The organism is Isoptericola sp. MSGPD8_1_ISO-PGPR-S23-394 (genome assembly GCF_058072785.1).
Genome location: NZ_CM176517.1, coordinates 3218200 through 3233122, shown reverse-complemented (window position 1 = coordinate 3233122; position 14923 = coordinate 3218200). Strand labels below are relative to the sequence as shown.

13 protein-coding genes are annotated in these 14923 nt (G+C 71.0%); 7 read left to right on the top strand and 6 right to left on the bottom strand.

Going from position 1 to position 14923, the window contains the following annotated elements; translation table 11 throughout:
• Positions 1 to 18: 18 nt before the first annotated feature.
• On the bottom strand, positions 19 to 711 hold the full coding sequence (locus AC3RJ8_RS14825; RefSeq protein WP_489713327.1) for a hypothetical protein: 693 nt from the start codon (positions 709 to 711) through the stop codon (positions 19 to 21).
• A gap of 209 nt (positions 712 to 920) precedes the next feature.
• On the opposite strand from AC3RJ8_RS14825, the gene AC3RJ8_RS14820 reads away from it, so the two are divergent.
• On the top strand, positions 921 to 3488 hold the full coding sequence (locus AC3RJ8_RS14820) for an ATP-dependent Clp protease ATP-binding subunit (RefSeq protein ID WP_489713326.1): 2568 nt from the start codon (positions 921 to 923) through the stop codon (positions 3486 to 3488).
• An 87-nt stretch (positions 3489 to 3575) separates the two neighbouring features.
• Here the strand turns inward: AC3RJ8_RS14820 and AC3RJ8_RS14815 are convergent, their stop codons facing one another.
• The 4 genes from AC3RJ8_RS14815 to AC3RJ8_RS14800 all read right to left on the bottom strand — a co-directional run bounded on the left by AC3RJ8_RS14815 (position 3576) and on the right by AC3RJ8_RS14800 (position 6521).
• Positions 3576 to 3962 carry a hypothetical protein gene (locus tag AC3RJ8_RS14815; protein ID WP_489713325.1) on the bottom strand — a complete coding sequence of 129 codons (387 nt, stop codon included), beginning with the start codon at positions 3960 to 3962 and terminating at the stop codon, positions 3576 to 3578.
• Positions 3959 to 4651, bottom strand: coding sequence for an HAD hydrolase-like protein (locus AC3RJ8_RS14810; protein ID WP_489713324.1), 693 nt, complete (start codon positions 4649 to 4651; stop codon positions 3959 to 3961). The genes AC3RJ8_RS14815 and AC3RJ8_RS14810 overlap by 4 nt, the downstream gene beginning before the upstream one ends.
• 22 nt (positions 4652 to 4673) lie before the next feature.
• On the bottom strand, positions 4674 to 5690 hold the full coding sequence (locus AC3RJ8_RS14805; protein WP_489713323.1) for an NAD-dependent epimerase/dehydratase family protein: 1017 nt from the start codon (positions 5688 to 5690) through the stop codon (positions 4674 to 4676).
• Between the two features lie 87 nt (positions 5691 to 5777).
• Positions 5778 to 6521 carry an IclR family transcriptional regulator gene (locus AC3RJ8_RS14800; RefSeq protein ID WP_489713322.1) on the bottom strand — a complete coding sequence of 248 codons (744 nt, stop codon included), beginning with the start codon at positions 6519 to 6521 and terminating at the stop codon, positions 5778 to 5780.
• A 68-nt stretch (positions 6522 to 6589) separates the two neighbouring features.
• Between AC3RJ8_RS14800 and eda the strand changes: the two genes are divergently transcribed.
• Together eda and AC3RJ8_RS14790 are read left to right on the top strand one after the other, a co-directional pair.
• Positions 6590 to 7231: a bifunctional 4-hydroxy-2-oxoglutarate aldolase/2-dehydro-3-deoxy-phosphogluconate aldolase gene (gene eda, locus AC3RJ8_RS14795; RefSeq protein ID WP_489713321.1), complete on the top strand. Its 642-nt coding sequence runs from the start codon at positions 6590 to 6592 to the stop codon at positions 7229 to 7231.
• Positions 7228 to 8334, top strand: coding sequence for a sugar kinase (locus tag AC3RJ8_RS14790; RefSeq protein ID WP_489713320.1), 1107 nt, complete (start codon positions 7228 to 7230; stop codon positions 8332 to 8334). The genes eda and AC3RJ8_RS14790 overlap by 4 nt, the downstream gene beginning before the upstream one ends.
• Before the next feature lie 85 nt (positions 8335 to 8419).
• On the opposite strand, the gene AC3RJ8_RS14785 is transcribed toward AC3RJ8_RS14790, so the two are convergent.
• Positions 8420 to 9439 carry a LacI family DNA-binding transcriptional regulator gene (locus AC3RJ8_RS14785; protein WP_489713319.1) on the bottom strand — a complete coding sequence of 340 codons (1020 nt, stop codon included), beginning with the start codon at positions 9437 to 9439 and terminating at the stop codon, positions 8420 to 8422.
• 232 nt (positions 9440 to 9671) lie between these two features.
• Here AC3RJ8_RS14785 and AC3RJ8_RS14780 point away from each other — a divergent pair, with 232 nt between their 5' ends.
• The 4 genes from AC3RJ8_RS14780 to AC3RJ8_RS14765 all read left to right on the top strand — a co-directional run bounded on the left by AC3RJ8_RS14780 (position 9672) and on the right by AC3RJ8_RS14765 (position 14922).
• Positions 9672 to 10715, top strand: a complete 1044-nt coding sequence (locus AC3RJ8_RS14780; RefSeq protein WP_489713318.1) for an ABC transporter permease — start codon at positions 9672 to 9674, stop codon at positions 10713 to 10715.
• Entirely contained in the window at positions 10712 to 11632 is a 921-nt protein-coding gene (locus AC3RJ8_RS14775) for a carbohydrate ABC transporter permease (protein WP_489713317.1), read from the top strand. The genes AC3RJ8_RS14780 and AC3RJ8_RS14775 overlap by 4 nt, the downstream gene beginning before the upstream one ends.
• A 90-nt stretch (positions 11633 to 11722) precedes the next feature.
• Positions 11723 to 13384, top strand: coding sequence for an ABC transporter substrate-binding protein (locus tag AC3RJ8_RS14770; protein ID WP_489713316.1), 1662 nt, complete (start codon positions 11723 to 11725; stop codon positions 13382 to 13384).
• Between the two features lie 17 nt (positions 13385 to 13401).
• Complete coding sequence (locus tag AC3RJ8_RS14765) at positions 13402 to 14922, top strand: GH39 family glycosyl hydrolase (protein ID WP_489713315.1); 1521 nt, start codon at positions 13402 to 13404, stop codon at positions 14920 to 14922.
• Position 14923 lies beyond the last annotated feature (1 nt).

The following is a 14923-nucleotide window of genomic DNA, read 5'->3' as shown; positions in this document are numbered from 1 at the left end:
GCAGCCCGGGACCGTGGGTCACCGGCGGCGCGGCGTGCCCAGCAGCGAGCGGATCGGACGGGTCACCACGACGACGCGCTCCACCAGGTCGCTGGGCCCCGTGACGACGAGGCCGCGGTCGCCGAGCGGGACGTGGACGGCGGTGACCTCTCGCACCCGGACCCGCGTCGCCGGCAGGGTCGTGCCGTCGACCGCCAGCTCGGCCTGCTCCAGTGGGACGGCGTCCACCTCCGTGACGATCGCACGCATCGCGCTGCGGTAGTCCGCGAAGTCGTCGGCGAAGTCCGTCGTCCCGTGCGGCGTCGGGTCGTGGTCGGGCTCGACCGGCGCCGCGATGTCGGCGTGCAGCGGGGCGGCCAGCGCGCCGCTCGCCGCCGCTCGCACGACGTCCTCCACGGCGTCCGGGGCCACGGCCGTCCGCAACGTCTCCACCTCGAACGCCTCGCGGGCGAAGGTGCGGTACGAGCGGACGAACCGGTCCGACGTCGGGTCGGCCTCGTCGTCGTACCCGGTCAGCGCCTCGTCCTCCAGGTCGAGGCCCCACGTCAGCGGGTCGACGACCTCGCCGACGACGCCGGAGAAGCGGGCCAGGCGCGCGTCCACCGGGTCCCGGGGTCGCGGGTGAGCCTGGTCGCCGTGGTGATCGCCGGCCGTGCCCGGCCCCTGCTCGTCAGCCCTGCCCCGCTCGGCCTCGTGCCCGATGTCGTCCATGGTGGCCTCCCCGCTCGCGCCGACCCGTGCGTGTCCCCACCATCTCCCCGCGGGCGCGGGAACGGCAACGAGGCGCGCCGTCACGCCCCTGGCGAACAAGGGCATCTGGAGGGGGGTCGGCGTGTTGGGAGCGAATAGAGTCGTAGCGGTCAGGCTGTCGCCGTCGATCCGACGGGGCCAGGAAAACGCCGCTCGTGAGGGAGCAGCACATGTTCGAGAGATTTACGGACCGAGCCCGTCGGGTGGTCGTCCTCGCGCAGGAAGAAGCGAGGATGCTCAACCACAACTACATCGGGACCGAGCACATCCTCCTCGGCCTCATCCACGAGGGTGAGGGCGTGGCGGCGAAGGCGCTGGAGTCGTTGGGCATCTCGCTCGACGGCGTGCGCGCGCAGGTCACCGAGATCATCGGTGAGGGCCAGCAAGCCCCGAGCGGGCACATCCCGTTCACGCCGCGCGCCAAGAAGGTGCTGGAGCTGTCGCTGCGCGAGGCGCTGCAGCTCGGCCACAACTACATCGGGACCGAGCACATCCTGCTCGGCCTCATCCGCGAGGGTGAGGGCGTCGCGGCCCAGGTGCTCACCAAGATGGGCGCCGACCTGAACAAGGTGCGCCAGCAGGTCATCCAGCTGCTGAGCGGCTACCAGGGCAAGGAGCCCGTGGCGGCCGGCGGCCCGCAGGAGGGGCAGCCCTCCGGGTCCGCGGTGCTGGACCAGTTCGGCCGCAACCTGACGCAGGCTGCCCGCGAGGGCAAGCTCGACCCCGTCATCGGCCGCAAGCAGGAGGTCGAGCGGGTCATGCAGGTGCTGTCCCGCCGCACCAAGAACAACCCCGTCCTCATCGGCGAGCCCGGCGTCGGCAAGACGGCCGTCGTCGAGGGCCTCGCGCAGGACATCGTGCGCGGCGACGTGCCCGAGACCCTCAAGGACAAGCAGCTCTACACGCTGGACCTGGGTGCCCTCGTGGCCGGCTCGCGCTACCGCGGTGACTTCGAGGAGCGCCTCAAGAAGGTGCTCAAGGAGATCCGCACCCGCGGCGACATCATCCTGTTCATCGACGAGATCCACACGCTCGTCGGTGCCGGCGCTGCTGAAGGGGCGATCGACGCGGCCAGCATCCTCAAGCCGATGCTGGCGCGCGGTGAGCTGCAGACCATCGGTGCCACCACGCTCGACGAGTACCGCAAGCACGTCGAGAAGGACCCGGCGCTGGAGCGTCGTTTCCAGCCGATCCAGGTCAACGAGCCGTCGCTCGAGCACGCCATCGAGATCCTCAAGGGTCTGCGCGACCGCTACGAGGCGCACCACCGCGTGTCCATCACGGACGCCGCGCTCGTCTCGGCCGCCCAGCTCGCCGACCGGTACGTCAACGACCGGTACCTGCCGGACAAGGCGATCGACCTCATCGACGAGGCGGGCGCGCGTCTGCGCATCCGCCGCATGACGGCCCCGCCGGAGCTCAAGGAGCTCGACGAGCAGATCGCCGAGGCGCGTCGCGACAAGGAGTCGGCGATCGACGACCAGGACTTCGAGAAGGCCGCCGGCCTGCGCGACACCGAGAAGCAGCTCGCGCAGCAGCGGTCCGAGAAGGAGAAGGCCTGGAAGTCGGGCGACCTCGACACCGTCGCGGAGGTCGACGAGGAGCTCGTGGCCGAGGTGCTGGCGATGTCCACCGGCATCCCGGTCGTCAAGCTCACCGAGGAGGAGTCCAGCAAGCTCCTGCACATGGAGGACGAGCTGCACAAGCGGGTCGTCGGTCAGGACGTCGCCATCAAGGCGCTGTCCCAGGCGATCCGGCGCACCCGTGCCGGCCTGAAGGACCCGAAGCGTCCCGGTGGCTCGTTCATCTTCGCCGGCCCGACCGGCGTCGGGAAGACCGAGCTCGCCAAGGCGCTCGCGGAGTTCCTGTTCGGCGACGAGGACTCGCTCATCCAGCTCGACATGTCCGAGTTCTCGGAGAAGCACACGGTCTCGCGGCTGTTCGGCTCGCCTCCCGGCTACGTCGGGTACGACGAGGGTGGCCAGCTCACCGAGAAGGTGCGCCGTCGTCCGTTCTCCGTCGTGCTGTTCGACGAGGTGGAGAAGGCCCACGCGGACATCTTCAACTCGCTGCTGCAGGTGCTCGAGGACGGCCGGCTCACCGACTCCCAGGGTCGCGTGGTCGACTTCAAGAACACCGTCATCATCATGACGACGAACCTCGGTACGCGGGACATCGCCAAGGGCGTGCAGACCGGCTTCAACGCCGGCGGCGACCTGGCGACGGACTACCAGCGGATGCGGGCGAAGGTCAACGAGGAGCTCAAGCAGCACTTCCGGCCCGAGTTCCTCAACCGTGTCGACGACACGATCGTGTTCCCCCAGCTCTCCGAGCAGGAGATCATCGAGATCGTCGACCTCGAGGTCGCCAAGCTGGACAAGCGTCTGCGCGACAAGGACATGGGCATCGACCTCACCCCGGCGGCCAAGAAGCTGCTGGCGGAGAAGGGCTACGACCCGGTCCTCGGCGCCCGTCCGCTCAAGCGGGCCATCCAGCGGGAGATCGAGGACGCGCTGTCCGAGAAGATCCTGTTCGGCGAGCTGAAGTCCGGCGAGATGGTCCTCGTCGACGGCGAGGGCGAGGGCATCCTCGGGGAGTTCACCTTCCGCGGGGTGCCGAAGTCCGAGCACGACCGTGGACCCGTGTCGGTGGGCGCCGCGGCGGCGCTCGACGCGCCGACCGGTGTCTCCGTCAAGGACCTGCCGCCCACGGGCCAGATGCAGGCCGGCGCGGAGTGAGTCCCGCGTGACGCGCTGAGCGCAGCAGGACGAAGGCCCCGGACCCTCCTCACAGGGTCCGGGGCCTTCGTCGTGCCCAGACGTCGGTCAGGCGGCGGTGCGCCTGGCCGCCGCGACGGCGTCGCGCAACCGACCCGCGAACCCGCGGGCGTTCCAGCAGCGCACCGACAGGTCGCGGTCGTCGGTGTGCGCGGTGACGATGCCCGTGAGGAACCCCCACCGATACGACACCCGTCGCACGTCGACCAGGGCGACGGCGAGGTCCAGGGTGCCGGACTGCACGGCCCGGTTCACGGCGTTGGGCGCGAACGCCAGCGTGGTGGTCGTCAGGGTGGTCCGTCCCCCGACCCAGAGGCCGCCGTACCCCCGGCGGATCGCCCACAGCACCGGGCCGAGCCGCCACGAAGGGGCGTGGGGGGCGGCGTTGCGCACCAGGGCGTTCGCCACCCTGGTGTCGAGCACCGTGTCGCTCACGCGGGGTGTCCCGCGCGGGCCCCCAACCGGGCGAGCACCGCGCCCGCGAGCCCCGCGACGTCGTCGAGCGGCCCGACGGCGCCTGCCGCCACCAGCTCTCCCGGTGCGGCGTAGCCCCACGTCACGCCCAGGCAGTCGATGCCGTGCTCCGCGGCGCCGTGGACGTCGTGCTCGCGGTCGCCGACCATGAGGACCGGGCCGTCGTCCGGCCGCACCGGGGACCGCCGTCCCAGCGCGGCGAGAGCCTTCGCGATCACGTCGGCCTTGGTCGAGGTCGCCTCGTCCAGCGGGGCACCGAACACGCCGTCGAGCAGCCCGGTGAGGCCGAACCGCTCACAGATCGGCCGGGCGTAGACCTCGGGCTTGGACGTCGCGACGGCGAGGGTGCAACCGGCCTCGCGCAGCTCCCGCAGGGTCGCGGGGACGCCGTCGAACACGGCGTTGTCGAACATGCCCCCGGCGGTGAACGCCGCCCGGTAGGCGGCCAGCGCCTCACCGACCCGCTCGGGCGGCACGCCGTGCGCGGGAAACGAGTCGGTGATCGGCGGGCCGACGAAGGAACGCAGCGTGGCGGCGTCGGGCACCTCGAGGCCGAGGGCCCGGTAGGCGTGCGCCGCCGACGCGGTGATGCCCGGCGCCGAGTCCATGAGCGTGCCGTCGAGGTCCAGCAGGACGAGGGGTGTGGTCACGGCGCCAGGCTACGTGCTGGGCTCAGATCGCCCGGGCGTGCTCCACGAGCCGGTCGAAGGCCCGGTCTCGCGTCTCGTCGACCACCTGCGCCTCGGGATGGGCGTCGTACCAGGCGATCTGCTCGTGGGCGGCCTGGTCGTAGGTGACCGTGGTGGCGAACTCCGGGACCAGCGCCTGCAGCTTGGCGCAGTCGAACAGCATGGAGTGCGCCTTGTCGCCGAGCAGGCCGTCGCCGTCGTCGTCGGGCAGCACGCGCGCGATCGTCTCGGACGGCACATGCACGATCTCCGGGTCGGGCACGCCGGCCGCGGCACCGAGCCACGTGTAGACCTGGTCCCAGGTGGGGGCGTGGGTGCCCATGATCTGGAACGTGTCGCCGACGGCGTGCGGGTGGCCCAGCAGGCCGACGAACCCGACGGCGAAGTCCTCGGTGTGCGTCAGGGTCCACAGGCTCGTGCCGTCGCCGTGGACGACGACGGGGCGGCCGGCGCGCATCCGGGCGACGTCGGTCCAGCCGCCGAGCGTGGGGATCAGTGTGCGGTCGTAGGTGTGGCTCGGGCGCACGATCGTGGCGGGGAACGCGTCGTCGCGGTACGCGCGCACGAGGAGGTCCTCCCCGGCGATCTTGTCGCGGGAGTACTGCCAGTACGGGTTGCGCAGCGGGGTCGACTCGGTCACCGGGAGGCGCGACGGCGGGGTCTGGTACGCCGACGCGCTGGAGATGAACACGTACTGGCCGGTGCGCCCCGTGAACCGTGCGATGTCGCGGGCCACGTGGTCGGGTGAGAAGGCGCGGAACTGGGCGACGACGTCGAAGTCGCGGCCGGCGAGCGCGGCGTCGACCGCGTCGTCGTCGGCGACGTCCGCGACGAGGGTCTCGACGTCGTCCGGCAGCGGGCGGGTGGCCGACCGGCCGCGGTTGAGGACCGTGACGCGATGGCCGAGCGCCACCGCGCGAGCGACGGACGCGGCGCTGATGATGCCGGAGCCGCCGATGAAGAGCAGGTCGAGCGGGTTGCGGGATCGCGGGGAGGTCATGGAGGCCATGGTGCCCGACGGCGCGGCCCGCGGCAGCGGGCGACGTCGTGGAAACTCATGCTTCGTGTGGGGAGGCGTGAGCAGGCGCTACGTCGTGGCGGCGGAGATCCCGTCCGGAAGGTGGCGGGGGAGCACCTCGCGCAGAGCTGCGATCCGCGCCTCGCGCGCGGGGCCGGTCATGCGCTCGACGGGCGCGGTCAGGGACACGGCGGCGAGCGGCAGGCCGGCCCGGAGCACGGCGACGGCGGCGCAGGCGATCCCGGGCTCGTTCTCCTCGGTCTCCGTGGCGTAGCCGAGGCGCCGGGCGCTCGCGACGGCGTCGCAGAGCCGGTCGGTCGTCGTGCCGATGCCGGCGTACCTGGCGAGGGCGGCGTCGTCGAGCGGTCCGGCGGCCAGGAGCGCGCGCCCGAGCGCGGTGGTCGCGGCGGGGCGGCGGCGTCCGACGGCGGACCAGACGCGCACGGCCCGTTGCGGTTCCACCTTCTCCAGGTAGACGACCTCGCGGCCGGCGAGGACACCGAGGTGGACGAGCTCGTCGACCTCGGCGCTGAGCGCATCGAGCGCCGGGCGCAGGAGGGCGGGCAGGTTCTCCTCGGCGAGGAAGGAGCTAGCGAGGGCGAGGACGGCGGGACCGAGGCGGTAGGTGCCGTCGTCGGTCTGCTCGGCATATCCGCGGTGGCGCAGCGCGGCCAGGGTGCGGTGCAGCGTGGACTTGTTGGCGCCGACCTCGTCCGACAGCGCCGCGAGAGTGGTGCCGGCGGCGCCGGCGCGGCCGAGGGCGTCGAGGGTGAGCAGCGCCTTGTCGACGCTGCCGAGCGGGCTGGGTTCCATCGCCGCCGTCCGGTAGGGTGCGTTTCGCAGTGAACAACTGGCGTTCACCATAGCGAAACGGAGAGCGAATGTCACCCGGCGACACCCTGACGTCCCTCGAGCAGCACCGCCTGGTTCCCGTCGTCGTGGTCGACGGCGCCGAGCAGGGCGAGCGGCTCGCCGAAGCCCTCGTGGCGGGCGGCCTGCCCGTCGCCGAGATCACGCTGCGCACCGCCGGCGGGCTCGACGCCGTCCGCGCCGTCGCGCGCCGCCACCCCGAGGTCGTCGTCGGCGCCGGGACCGTCGTCACCGCGGCGCAGGTGGACGCCGTCGTCGACGCCGGCGCGCGCTACATCGTCTCGCCGGGCCTCTCGCGCAGCGTGGTCGAGCGTGCCCAGCACCACGGCGTGCCCGTGCTGCCCGGCGTCGCGACCCCGACCGAGATCATGGCGGCGATGGACCTCGGCGTCGACACCGTCAAGCTGTTCCCGGCCTCCGTCGTCGGGGGGCCCGCGGCGCTCAAGGCGTTCGCCGCGCCGTTCCCCGACCTCCGGTTCGTCCCGACCGGCGGCGTGAGCGCCGCCAACCTGGCCGACTACCTCGGCCTGGCGCCCGTGCTCGCCGTCGGCGGCTCCTGGATGGTCGCCAAGCAGTTCGTCGACGCCGGCGACTGGGCCGAGATCACCCGCCTCACGGCAGAAGCCGTCGCCCTCGTGGAGGAGAGCTCATGACCAACCCGTCCATCACCACCCGCCCCGCGGCGGACTGCCGCTACGACGTCGTCGCGCTCGGCGAGGTCATGCTCCGGATGGACCCGGGCGACCGGCGCATCCGCACCACCCGCAGCTTCGACGTCTGGGAGGGCGGCGGCGAGTACAACGTCGCCCGCGGGCTGCGCCGCTGCTTCGGGCTGCGTGGCGCGATCGTCACGGCGCTCGCGGACAACGAGGTCGGACGGCTCGTCGAGGACTGCATGCTCACCGGCGGCCTGGACACCTCCTGGGTCCGGTGGCGCGACTTCGACGGCATCGGCCGCGAGGTGCGCAACGGGCTCAACTTCACCGAGCGCGGGTTCGGTGTGCGGGGGGCCATCGGGACGAGCGACCGCGGGCACACCGCCATCTCCCAGATGCGGCCCGACGACGTCGACTGGGACGCGCTGTTCGGCTCCGGCGTGCGCTGGCTGCACACGGGCGGCATCTTCGCCGCGCTGTCCGAGTCCGCCGCGGACGTCGCCGAGGCGGCGATGTCGGCCGCGCGGCGGCACGGCACCGTCGTGTCCTACGACCTCAACTACCGCCCGTCCCTGTGGAAGGGCATCGGTGGCGTGGAGCGGGCCCGCGAGGTCAACCGGCGGCTCGCCCACCACGTCGACGTGATGATCGGCAACGAGGAGGACTTCACGGCGTCGCTCGGCTTCGAGGTCGAGGGTGTCGACGAGTCGCTCACCGACCTGGACACCGGCGCGTTCCGCGCGATGATCGAGCGGGCCTCGGCCGAGTACGAGAACTTCCAGGTGATCGCGACGACGCTGCGCGGTGTCAAGTCTGCATCGGTCAACGACTGGGGGGCCATCGCGTGGTCGCGCGCCGAGGGGTTCGTCGAGGCGACCCACCGTGCCGACCTGGAGATCTTCGACCGCGTGGGCGGCGGCGACTCCTTCGCGTCCGGTCTGGCCTACGGGCTCCTCGAGCTGGGTTCGCTCCAGGAGGCCGTGGAGTACGGGGCCGCCCACGGGGCGCTCGCCATGACCACACCGGGTGACACGACGACGGCGACCCTCGCCGAGGTCGCCAAGCTCGCCTCGGGCGGCAGCGCGCGCGTCCAGCGCTGACCCCCGTTCGCTGTGGGTGCACGACGCGCCGTCGTCGCGAAGCTGACGACGGCGCGTCGTGCACCCACAGCGCGGGAGGAAGCGGTCAGGGTGGCGGTGCCGTGGACTCGCGCACGACGAGCTCCGTCGCCAGGTTGACGCGGGCCACGTCGGGCGGTGTGCCCGCCGCCAGGCCCAGCACCATCTTCGTCGCGAGCGCCGCCATCTCAGTGAGCGGCTGACGGACCGTGGTGAGGGCCGGCGTCGTCCACCGTGCGATGGGCAGGTCGTCGTACCCCACGACCGAGAGGTCGTCCGGCACGCGGAGGCCGAGGTCGTGCGCCGCCCGCACGACCCCGATCGCCTGCATGTCCGACCCGGCGAAGATCGCGGTCGGCCGGTCGTGGTGCCGCAGCAGTTGGTGGGCGGCGTCGTACCCGGCCTCGACGTAAAAGTTCCCGGCGCGGACGAGCGCGGGGGCGTAGGGGATCCCCGCCGACTCCAGGGCGCTGCGGTACCCGTCGATGCGTGCCCGGCTGCACAGCATGTCCGACGGGCCGCTGACGGCGGCGATCCGGCGGTGGCCCAGCTCCACGAGGTGCCGGGTGGCCGCCAGCCCGCCGTTCCAGTTGTCGGACCCGACGGTCGGGACGTCGGCCGGGGGCTCGCCGTCGGTGTCGATGACGACGAACGGGACGGACCTGCTCACGAGTCGGCGCTGCTGGGCGCCGGTGAGCTGCGAGGCCACGAGCAGGACGCCGAGCGGAGGCCGGGCGAGCGTCGTCTCCAGCCAGGTGCGCGGTGGCCGGTGCTTCCCGCCCAGCTCGGACAGGATCACGCTGGTGCGTGCGGCGGCCGCGGCGTCCTCGACCCCGCGGATGATCTCGAGGGACCACGTGGAGCCCAGCCGGTGGAAGACCAGGTCGATGAGGCCGGTGCCCGCCGGTGGGATGCCGCTCCGACGACGGCGGTAGCTGTGGCGCTCGAGGGCGCTCTCGACCCGGTCGCGGGTCGCGGCCGCGACGTCGGCCCGGCCGTTGAGGACCTTGGAGACCGTCGGCACCGACACGCCGACCTCCCGGGCGATCTGGGCGATCGTGGGCGGAGGCTGGCGGGTGTCGGTCATGCGTCCTCGTCTCGTCATGGGCCGAAACTTTCGATGCCAACGTATCGCAGTTGCGATGCGGCATGGTGGGGTGAGCGTCGCAGTCGCCGGATCGTGACCATGCGATTGCTTGACCTCTCGAAGCCTTCCGCCTAGTCTCGCTCACGTTGACAACGTTTTCAATGCCGAAAGTTTCGACAGGCGATGACGCCAGGGCGCGAGCCCGTCACGATGACGTGAACCAGGAGCAGGTATGACACGAGGGACCGAGGCGGTGGACTTCGCGCCGGCCGCAGCGCTCGGCACCGCGACCGGCCCGCCACCGTCGGACGACCGGCGGTCCCGGGTGCGCCGTCGCGGACGACGGGGGCGGCAGCGCGGCGACGTCCGGCGCAGCGACACCTGGGCCCGCGCGCTGCGCCGGGACTGGCGGCTGTACACGTTCCTCGTGCTGCCGGTCGCGTTCCTGCTGCTCTTCCGCTACGTGCCGATGCTGGGCAACGTCATCGCCTTCCGTCGGTTCCGCCCCGGCGGCTCGATCTTCGGCGACGAGTGGGTCGGCCTGCACTACGTCGAGATGTTCTGGAGCGACCCGACCTTCTGGCGCGTGTTCACCAACACCGTCGTCCTCGGTGCGCTGACGCTCGTCGTGGTCTTTCCGCTGCCGATCGTGCTGGCGCTGCTGCTCAACGAGCTGCGGTCGCGCCGGTTCAAGAAGGCTGTCCAGACGATCACCTACCTGCCGCACTTCATGTCGATCGTCATCGTGGCCGGGTTCGTCTACGAGCTCACGGCGCTCAACGGGACGATCAACCAGATCATCACGGCGGTGGGTGGCGACGAGATCTCGTTCATGCAGCGGGCGGACTGGTTCCGCACCGTCTACGTGGGTTCGGAGATCTGGCAGGTGGTGGGCTTCGGCACGATCCTCTACCTCGCCGCCCTGACCACGATCGACGACCAGCTCTACGAGGCGTCCCGGATCGACGGCGCCAACCGTTGGCAGCAGACCTGGCACATCACGCTGCCCGGTATCCGCCCGACGATCGTGGTGCTGCTCATCCTCAACATCGGCACGTTCCTCGCGGTCGGGTTCGAGAAGGTGCTCCTCCTCTACAACCCGCTGACGTACTCCACCGCGGACGTCATCGCGACGTACCTGTACCGCGTCGGCCTGACGAGCGGGAGCTTCTCCTACGCCGCCGCCATCGGCCTGTTCGAGGCCGTCATCGGCCTGACCCTCGTCCTGTCGGCCAACGCCCTCTCGAAGCGACTGGTAGGAGCCTCCCTGTGGTGAGCACGACGCCCAAGACGCCGGACATCTCCGCGGTCCGGTCGGTCCCCACGACCGTCAAGGACGGTCGCGGCTACACGGTCTTCCGGTGGGCCAACGCCGTCGTGCTGGTGCTGGTCTGCCTCGTGACCCTGTACCCGTTCGTGAACCTGGTCGCCCAGGCGTTCAGCTCCCAGGGCTACATCGTGGCCGGCGAGGTCAACCTCGTGCCGCGCGGGTTCAACCTGACCACGTTCGAGACCGTGTTCGGCGACGACCGCTTCTGGACCGGGTACCGCAACACGATCGTCCAGACGGTCCTGGCGACCGGAATCGCGATGGTGCTCACCACGACCATGGCGTACGCCCTGTCCAAGCGGCACCTCAAGGGGCGGTCGTTCTTCATCGGGCTGGTCGTGGTGACGATGTTCTTCAACGGCGGGCTCATCCCCAACTACCTGCTCATCACCAACCTCGGGCTGAAGAACTCGATCTGGGCGATCGTGCTGCCCAACGCGATCAGCGCCTTCAACCTGCTGGTGATGAAGTCGTTCTTCGAGAACTTCCCCAGCGATCTCGAGGAGGCCGCCTCGATCGACGGGCTGACGACGTACGGCATCTTCGGCCGCGTCGTGCTGCCGCTGTCCAAGGCGGTCGTGGCCACCATGGTGCTGTTCTACGCCGTCTCGTTCTGGAACGCGTGGTTCCCGGCGTTCCTCTACCTCAGCGACCCGGAGCTGCAGCCGGTCACGCTCTACCTGCGCAACCTGCTGGCCGGCGCGACGGGCAGCGGTGTCGAGGCGGGCATGGAGACCGTGCAGATCGGCGCCAACATCCAGGCCGTCGCCATGCTGCTGACGGTGCTGCCGATCGTCTGCTTCTACCCGTTCATCCAGAAGTACTTCGTGTCCGGCGTGATGCTCGGCTCGGTCAAGGGCTGAGCGGGGCACCCGCGGGGCGAGGCCGGACCTGCCCGCTCCAGAAATCGTTTCACCCCACCGGAACAACGACGTTCACCCAGGAGGAGAACCATGAGGATCACCCGCAACAAGGTCGTGGCGGGCGGCGCGGCCCTCGCGCTCACCGTCACGCTGACCGCCTGCTCGAGCGACGGGGAGAGCCCCGAGGAGTCCGACGCCGAGGCCGGCGCGATCGACCTGTCCGCACAGGTCGGCTACATGGAGGACTTCGCGGCCGGCGACACCTTCGTGGCGACGGAGCCGGTCGAGTTCGGCCTGCTCTACCGCGACCACCCGAACTACCCCTTCAAGGAGGACTGGTCGATCGTCCAGCACCTCGAGCAGGACAACAACGTCACCTTCGACTACGAGACCGTCCCGCTGGAGGACATGCAGCAGAAGCGGTCGGTGCTGATCGGCTCCGGCGAGGCGCCCGACATCATGCCGGGTACGTACGCGGGAGACGAGGTGCAGTTCATCGGCGGCGGGGCGGTCCTGCCGATCTCCGACTACGTGCAGCACATGCCGAACTTCCAGCGGAAGGTGGAGGAGTGGGGCCTCACCGAGGAGATCGAGGCGCAACGGCAGGCCGACGGCAAGTACTACATGATCCCGGGCCTCCACGAGGTCGCCAAGCACCAGTACTCGATCGCCATCCGGCAGGACCTCTGGGACGACGCAGGTCTCGAGCACCCGACCACGTGGGACGAGTTCGCCGCGCAGCTCGCCACGATCGCCGAGGAGAACCCCGACCTCGCCCACCCCATGACCGACCGCTGGTCGATCAACGGGCCCATCGAGGCCACGATGATGGCCGCGGCGCCCAACTTCGGCACGAACGCGGGGTGGAACTACGGGCTCGGCCTGCAGTGGGACGCCGAGGCGGGCGTGTACGAGTACGCCGGCGCCTCCGACGAGTACCGGTCGCTGGTCGAGTACTTCGCGAACCTGGTGGCCGACGGCCTCCTGGACCCCGAGGCGCTGACCCAGGAGGACGACCAGGCGAAGGAGAAGTTCGCATCCGGCCAGGCCGCCGCGATCGGGACCAACGACCAGACGATGCTCGAGTACCGCGACGCGTTCGCCGAGACCGGTGACAACGACGCCGAGCTCGCCCAGATCGTGGTGCCCGGCGGGCCCGCGGGCGACCACATCCCGGGCGGCACCCGCCGCGAGTCCGGCCTGATGTTCTCGGCGCAGGCGGCCGAGCAGGAAGACTTTCTGGCGATGCTGCAGTTCGTCGACTGGCTCTACTACTCCGACGAGGGCCTGGAGTTCGCCAAGTGGGGCGTCGAGGGTGAGACCTTCGAGCGCGAGGGCGACGAGCGCGTCCTGGTCGACGATGTCGGCTGGGGCTCGCTCAACCCGGAGGCCCCGCAGCTCCTCAACGCGGACTTCGGCTACTACAACGGCGTGTGGTCGATCGCGCACGGGTCCACCGAGGACCTCGACAAGTCGATGCTCAGCGACGAGGTCGTCGAGTTCATGGACGGGGTGAACGCGGTGAAGGAAGAGCTGCCGATCCCGCCGAGCGTTCAGTACGACGAGATGGAGCAGGAACAGGCCGGCCTCCAGCAGACCTCCCTGCAGGACGTCGTCATGCAGAACACGGCGTCCTTCATGCTCGGCGACCGCCCGATGTCCGAGTGGGACGCGTACGTCGCCGAGCTCGAGGGCGCCGGCATGAACGACTACGTGGACCGCGCGAACGCCGCAGCCGGCGTCGGCGACTGATCACCCGAGGGAGCACCGTGCCACGCATCACCGTCCCCGCCGACCCGGTGGGTGTCCTCAGCGACGCCTGGCGATCCTGTGTCGGCACGGGCCGCTTCAACCTGGCGCTGCGTCAGGACTACCAGGAGTCCCTGGCCCTGACGCAGCGCGAGGTCGGCTTCCGGTACATCCGGGGCCACGGTCTGCTGTCCGACGACGTCGGCGTGCACCGGCCGTACGGCACGGCCGGGCACGCGGGCACCCGCTATGCGTTCACCTACGTCGACCAGGTCGTCGACGCCTACCTGGGGCTGGGCATCAAGCCCTTCCTGGAGCTCGGGTTCATGCCGAGCGCGCTGGCGTCAGGGGACCAGACGGTGTTCTGGTGGCGGGGCAACGTGACCCCGCCCCGCGACCACCGCGAGTGGGCGGCGCTGGTGGGTGCCGTCGTCGGGCACCTGGTGGACCGCTACGGGATCGCCGAGGTCCGCACCTGGCCCGTCGAGGTGTGGAACGAGCCGAACCTGCCGCACTTCTGGCAGGGTGCGGACCTGGACGCCTACCTGCGCCTCTACGAGGTGACGGCGCGCGCCGTCAAGGACGTCGACGCGTCGTTGCAGGTGGGCGGCCCGGCACTCTCCCCGGGCGCCGACGACTGGTGGGAGCCGTTCGCCGAGCACGTCCTCGCCCGGGACGTGCCGTGCGACTTCGTCTCCGTGCACGCCTACACCTCCGGGCAGGCGCAGCACGTCCCGTTCGGCGTCTACCAGTCGATGCGGGCACCGCACCACCTCCTGGAGCAGTTCGCCCGCCCGAAGGGGATGCTCGCCGGCACGCCCCTGGCAGACGTGCCCGTGCACGTCACGGAGTTCAACACCTCCTACCGGCCGGACAACCCGGTCCACGACACGGCGTACAACGCCGCGTACCTCGCCCCGGTGCTCGCCGCGGGCGGTGACCACGTCGACTCGTTCTCGTACTGGACCTTCAGCGACACCTTCGAGGAGGAGGGGGTGCCGACGTCGTTCTTCCACGGCGGGTTCGGCATGCTCACCCACCGCCAGGTGCGCAAGCCGACCTTCCACCTGTACGCCTTCATGGCGAGGATGGGACGAGACGTGCTCGCGCGCGGGACCGACCACCTCGTTACCAGGGACGCGGGAGGCCGGGTCACGGTGCTCGCCTGGCAGCCCGTCGGCGGCACCGACGACCCCGTCGAGCCCGACCGGCACGAGCTGCGCCTGTCGGTCCCCGTCCCCGGGCACCGGTCCGTCTACGCCCACCGGTCCGTGGTGAACGAGACCGCCGGGAACGCCTGGGCGGCATGGTGCGAGATGGGCCTGGCCTCGCCCCGCGCCCGGCAGCTCGACACGCTCCACGAGGCCGCGGAGCCGGTGCGCAGCCACCAGGCGCTCGCCGTCGTCGAGGGCCGGGTGGAACTCGACCTGACCCTGGGGCGTCACGAGGTGACGCTCGTCGAGCTGGATGCCGTCGACGACGAGACACCGCCGTGGCTGGACGACTCCCGCATCCTGGGCCGCGGCCCGTACGGTAGGTGAC

Excerpts from the sequence above, each read along its gene's own strand:
- AC3RJ8_RS14820 (WP_489713326.1), top strand. The coding sequence starts at position 921 with ATGTTCGAGAGATTTACGGACCGAGCCCGTCGGGTGGTCGTCCTCGCG.
- AC3RJ8_RS14790 (WP_489713320.1), top strand. The coding sequence starts at position 7,228 with ATGACCAACCCGTCCATCACCACCCGCCCCGCGGCGGACTGCCGCTAC.
- AC3RJ8_RS14825 (WP_489713327.1), bottom strand. The coding sequence starts at position 711 with ATGGACGACATCGGGCACGAGGCCGAGCGGGGCAGGGCTGACGAGCAG.
- AC3RJ8_RS14770 (WP_489713316.1), top strand. The coding sequence starts at position 11,723 with ATGAGGATCACCCGCAACAAGGTCGTGGCGGGCGGCGCGGCCCTCGCG.
- AC3RJ8_RS14805 (WP_489713323.1), bottom strand. The coding sequence starts at position 5,690 with ATGACCTCCCCGCGATCCCGCAACCCGCTCGACCTGCTCTTCATCGGC.
- eda (WP_489713321.1), top strand. The coding sequence starts at position 6,590 with ATGTCACCCGGCGACACCCTGACGTCCCTCGAGCAGCACCGCCTGGTT.
- AC3RJ8_RS14780 (WP_489713318.1), top strand. The coding sequence starts at position 9,672 with ATGACACGAGGGACCGAGGCGGTGGACTTCGCGCCGGCCGCAGCGCTC.
- AC3RJ8_RS14800 (WP_489713322.1), bottom strand. The coding sequence starts at position 6,521 with ATGGAACCCAGCCCGCTCGGCAGCGTCGACAAGGCGCTGCTCACCCTC.
- AC3RJ8_RS14785 (WP_489713319.1), bottom strand. The coding sequence starts at position 9,439 with ATGACCGACACCCGCCAGCCTCCGCCCACGATCGCCCAGATCGCCCGG.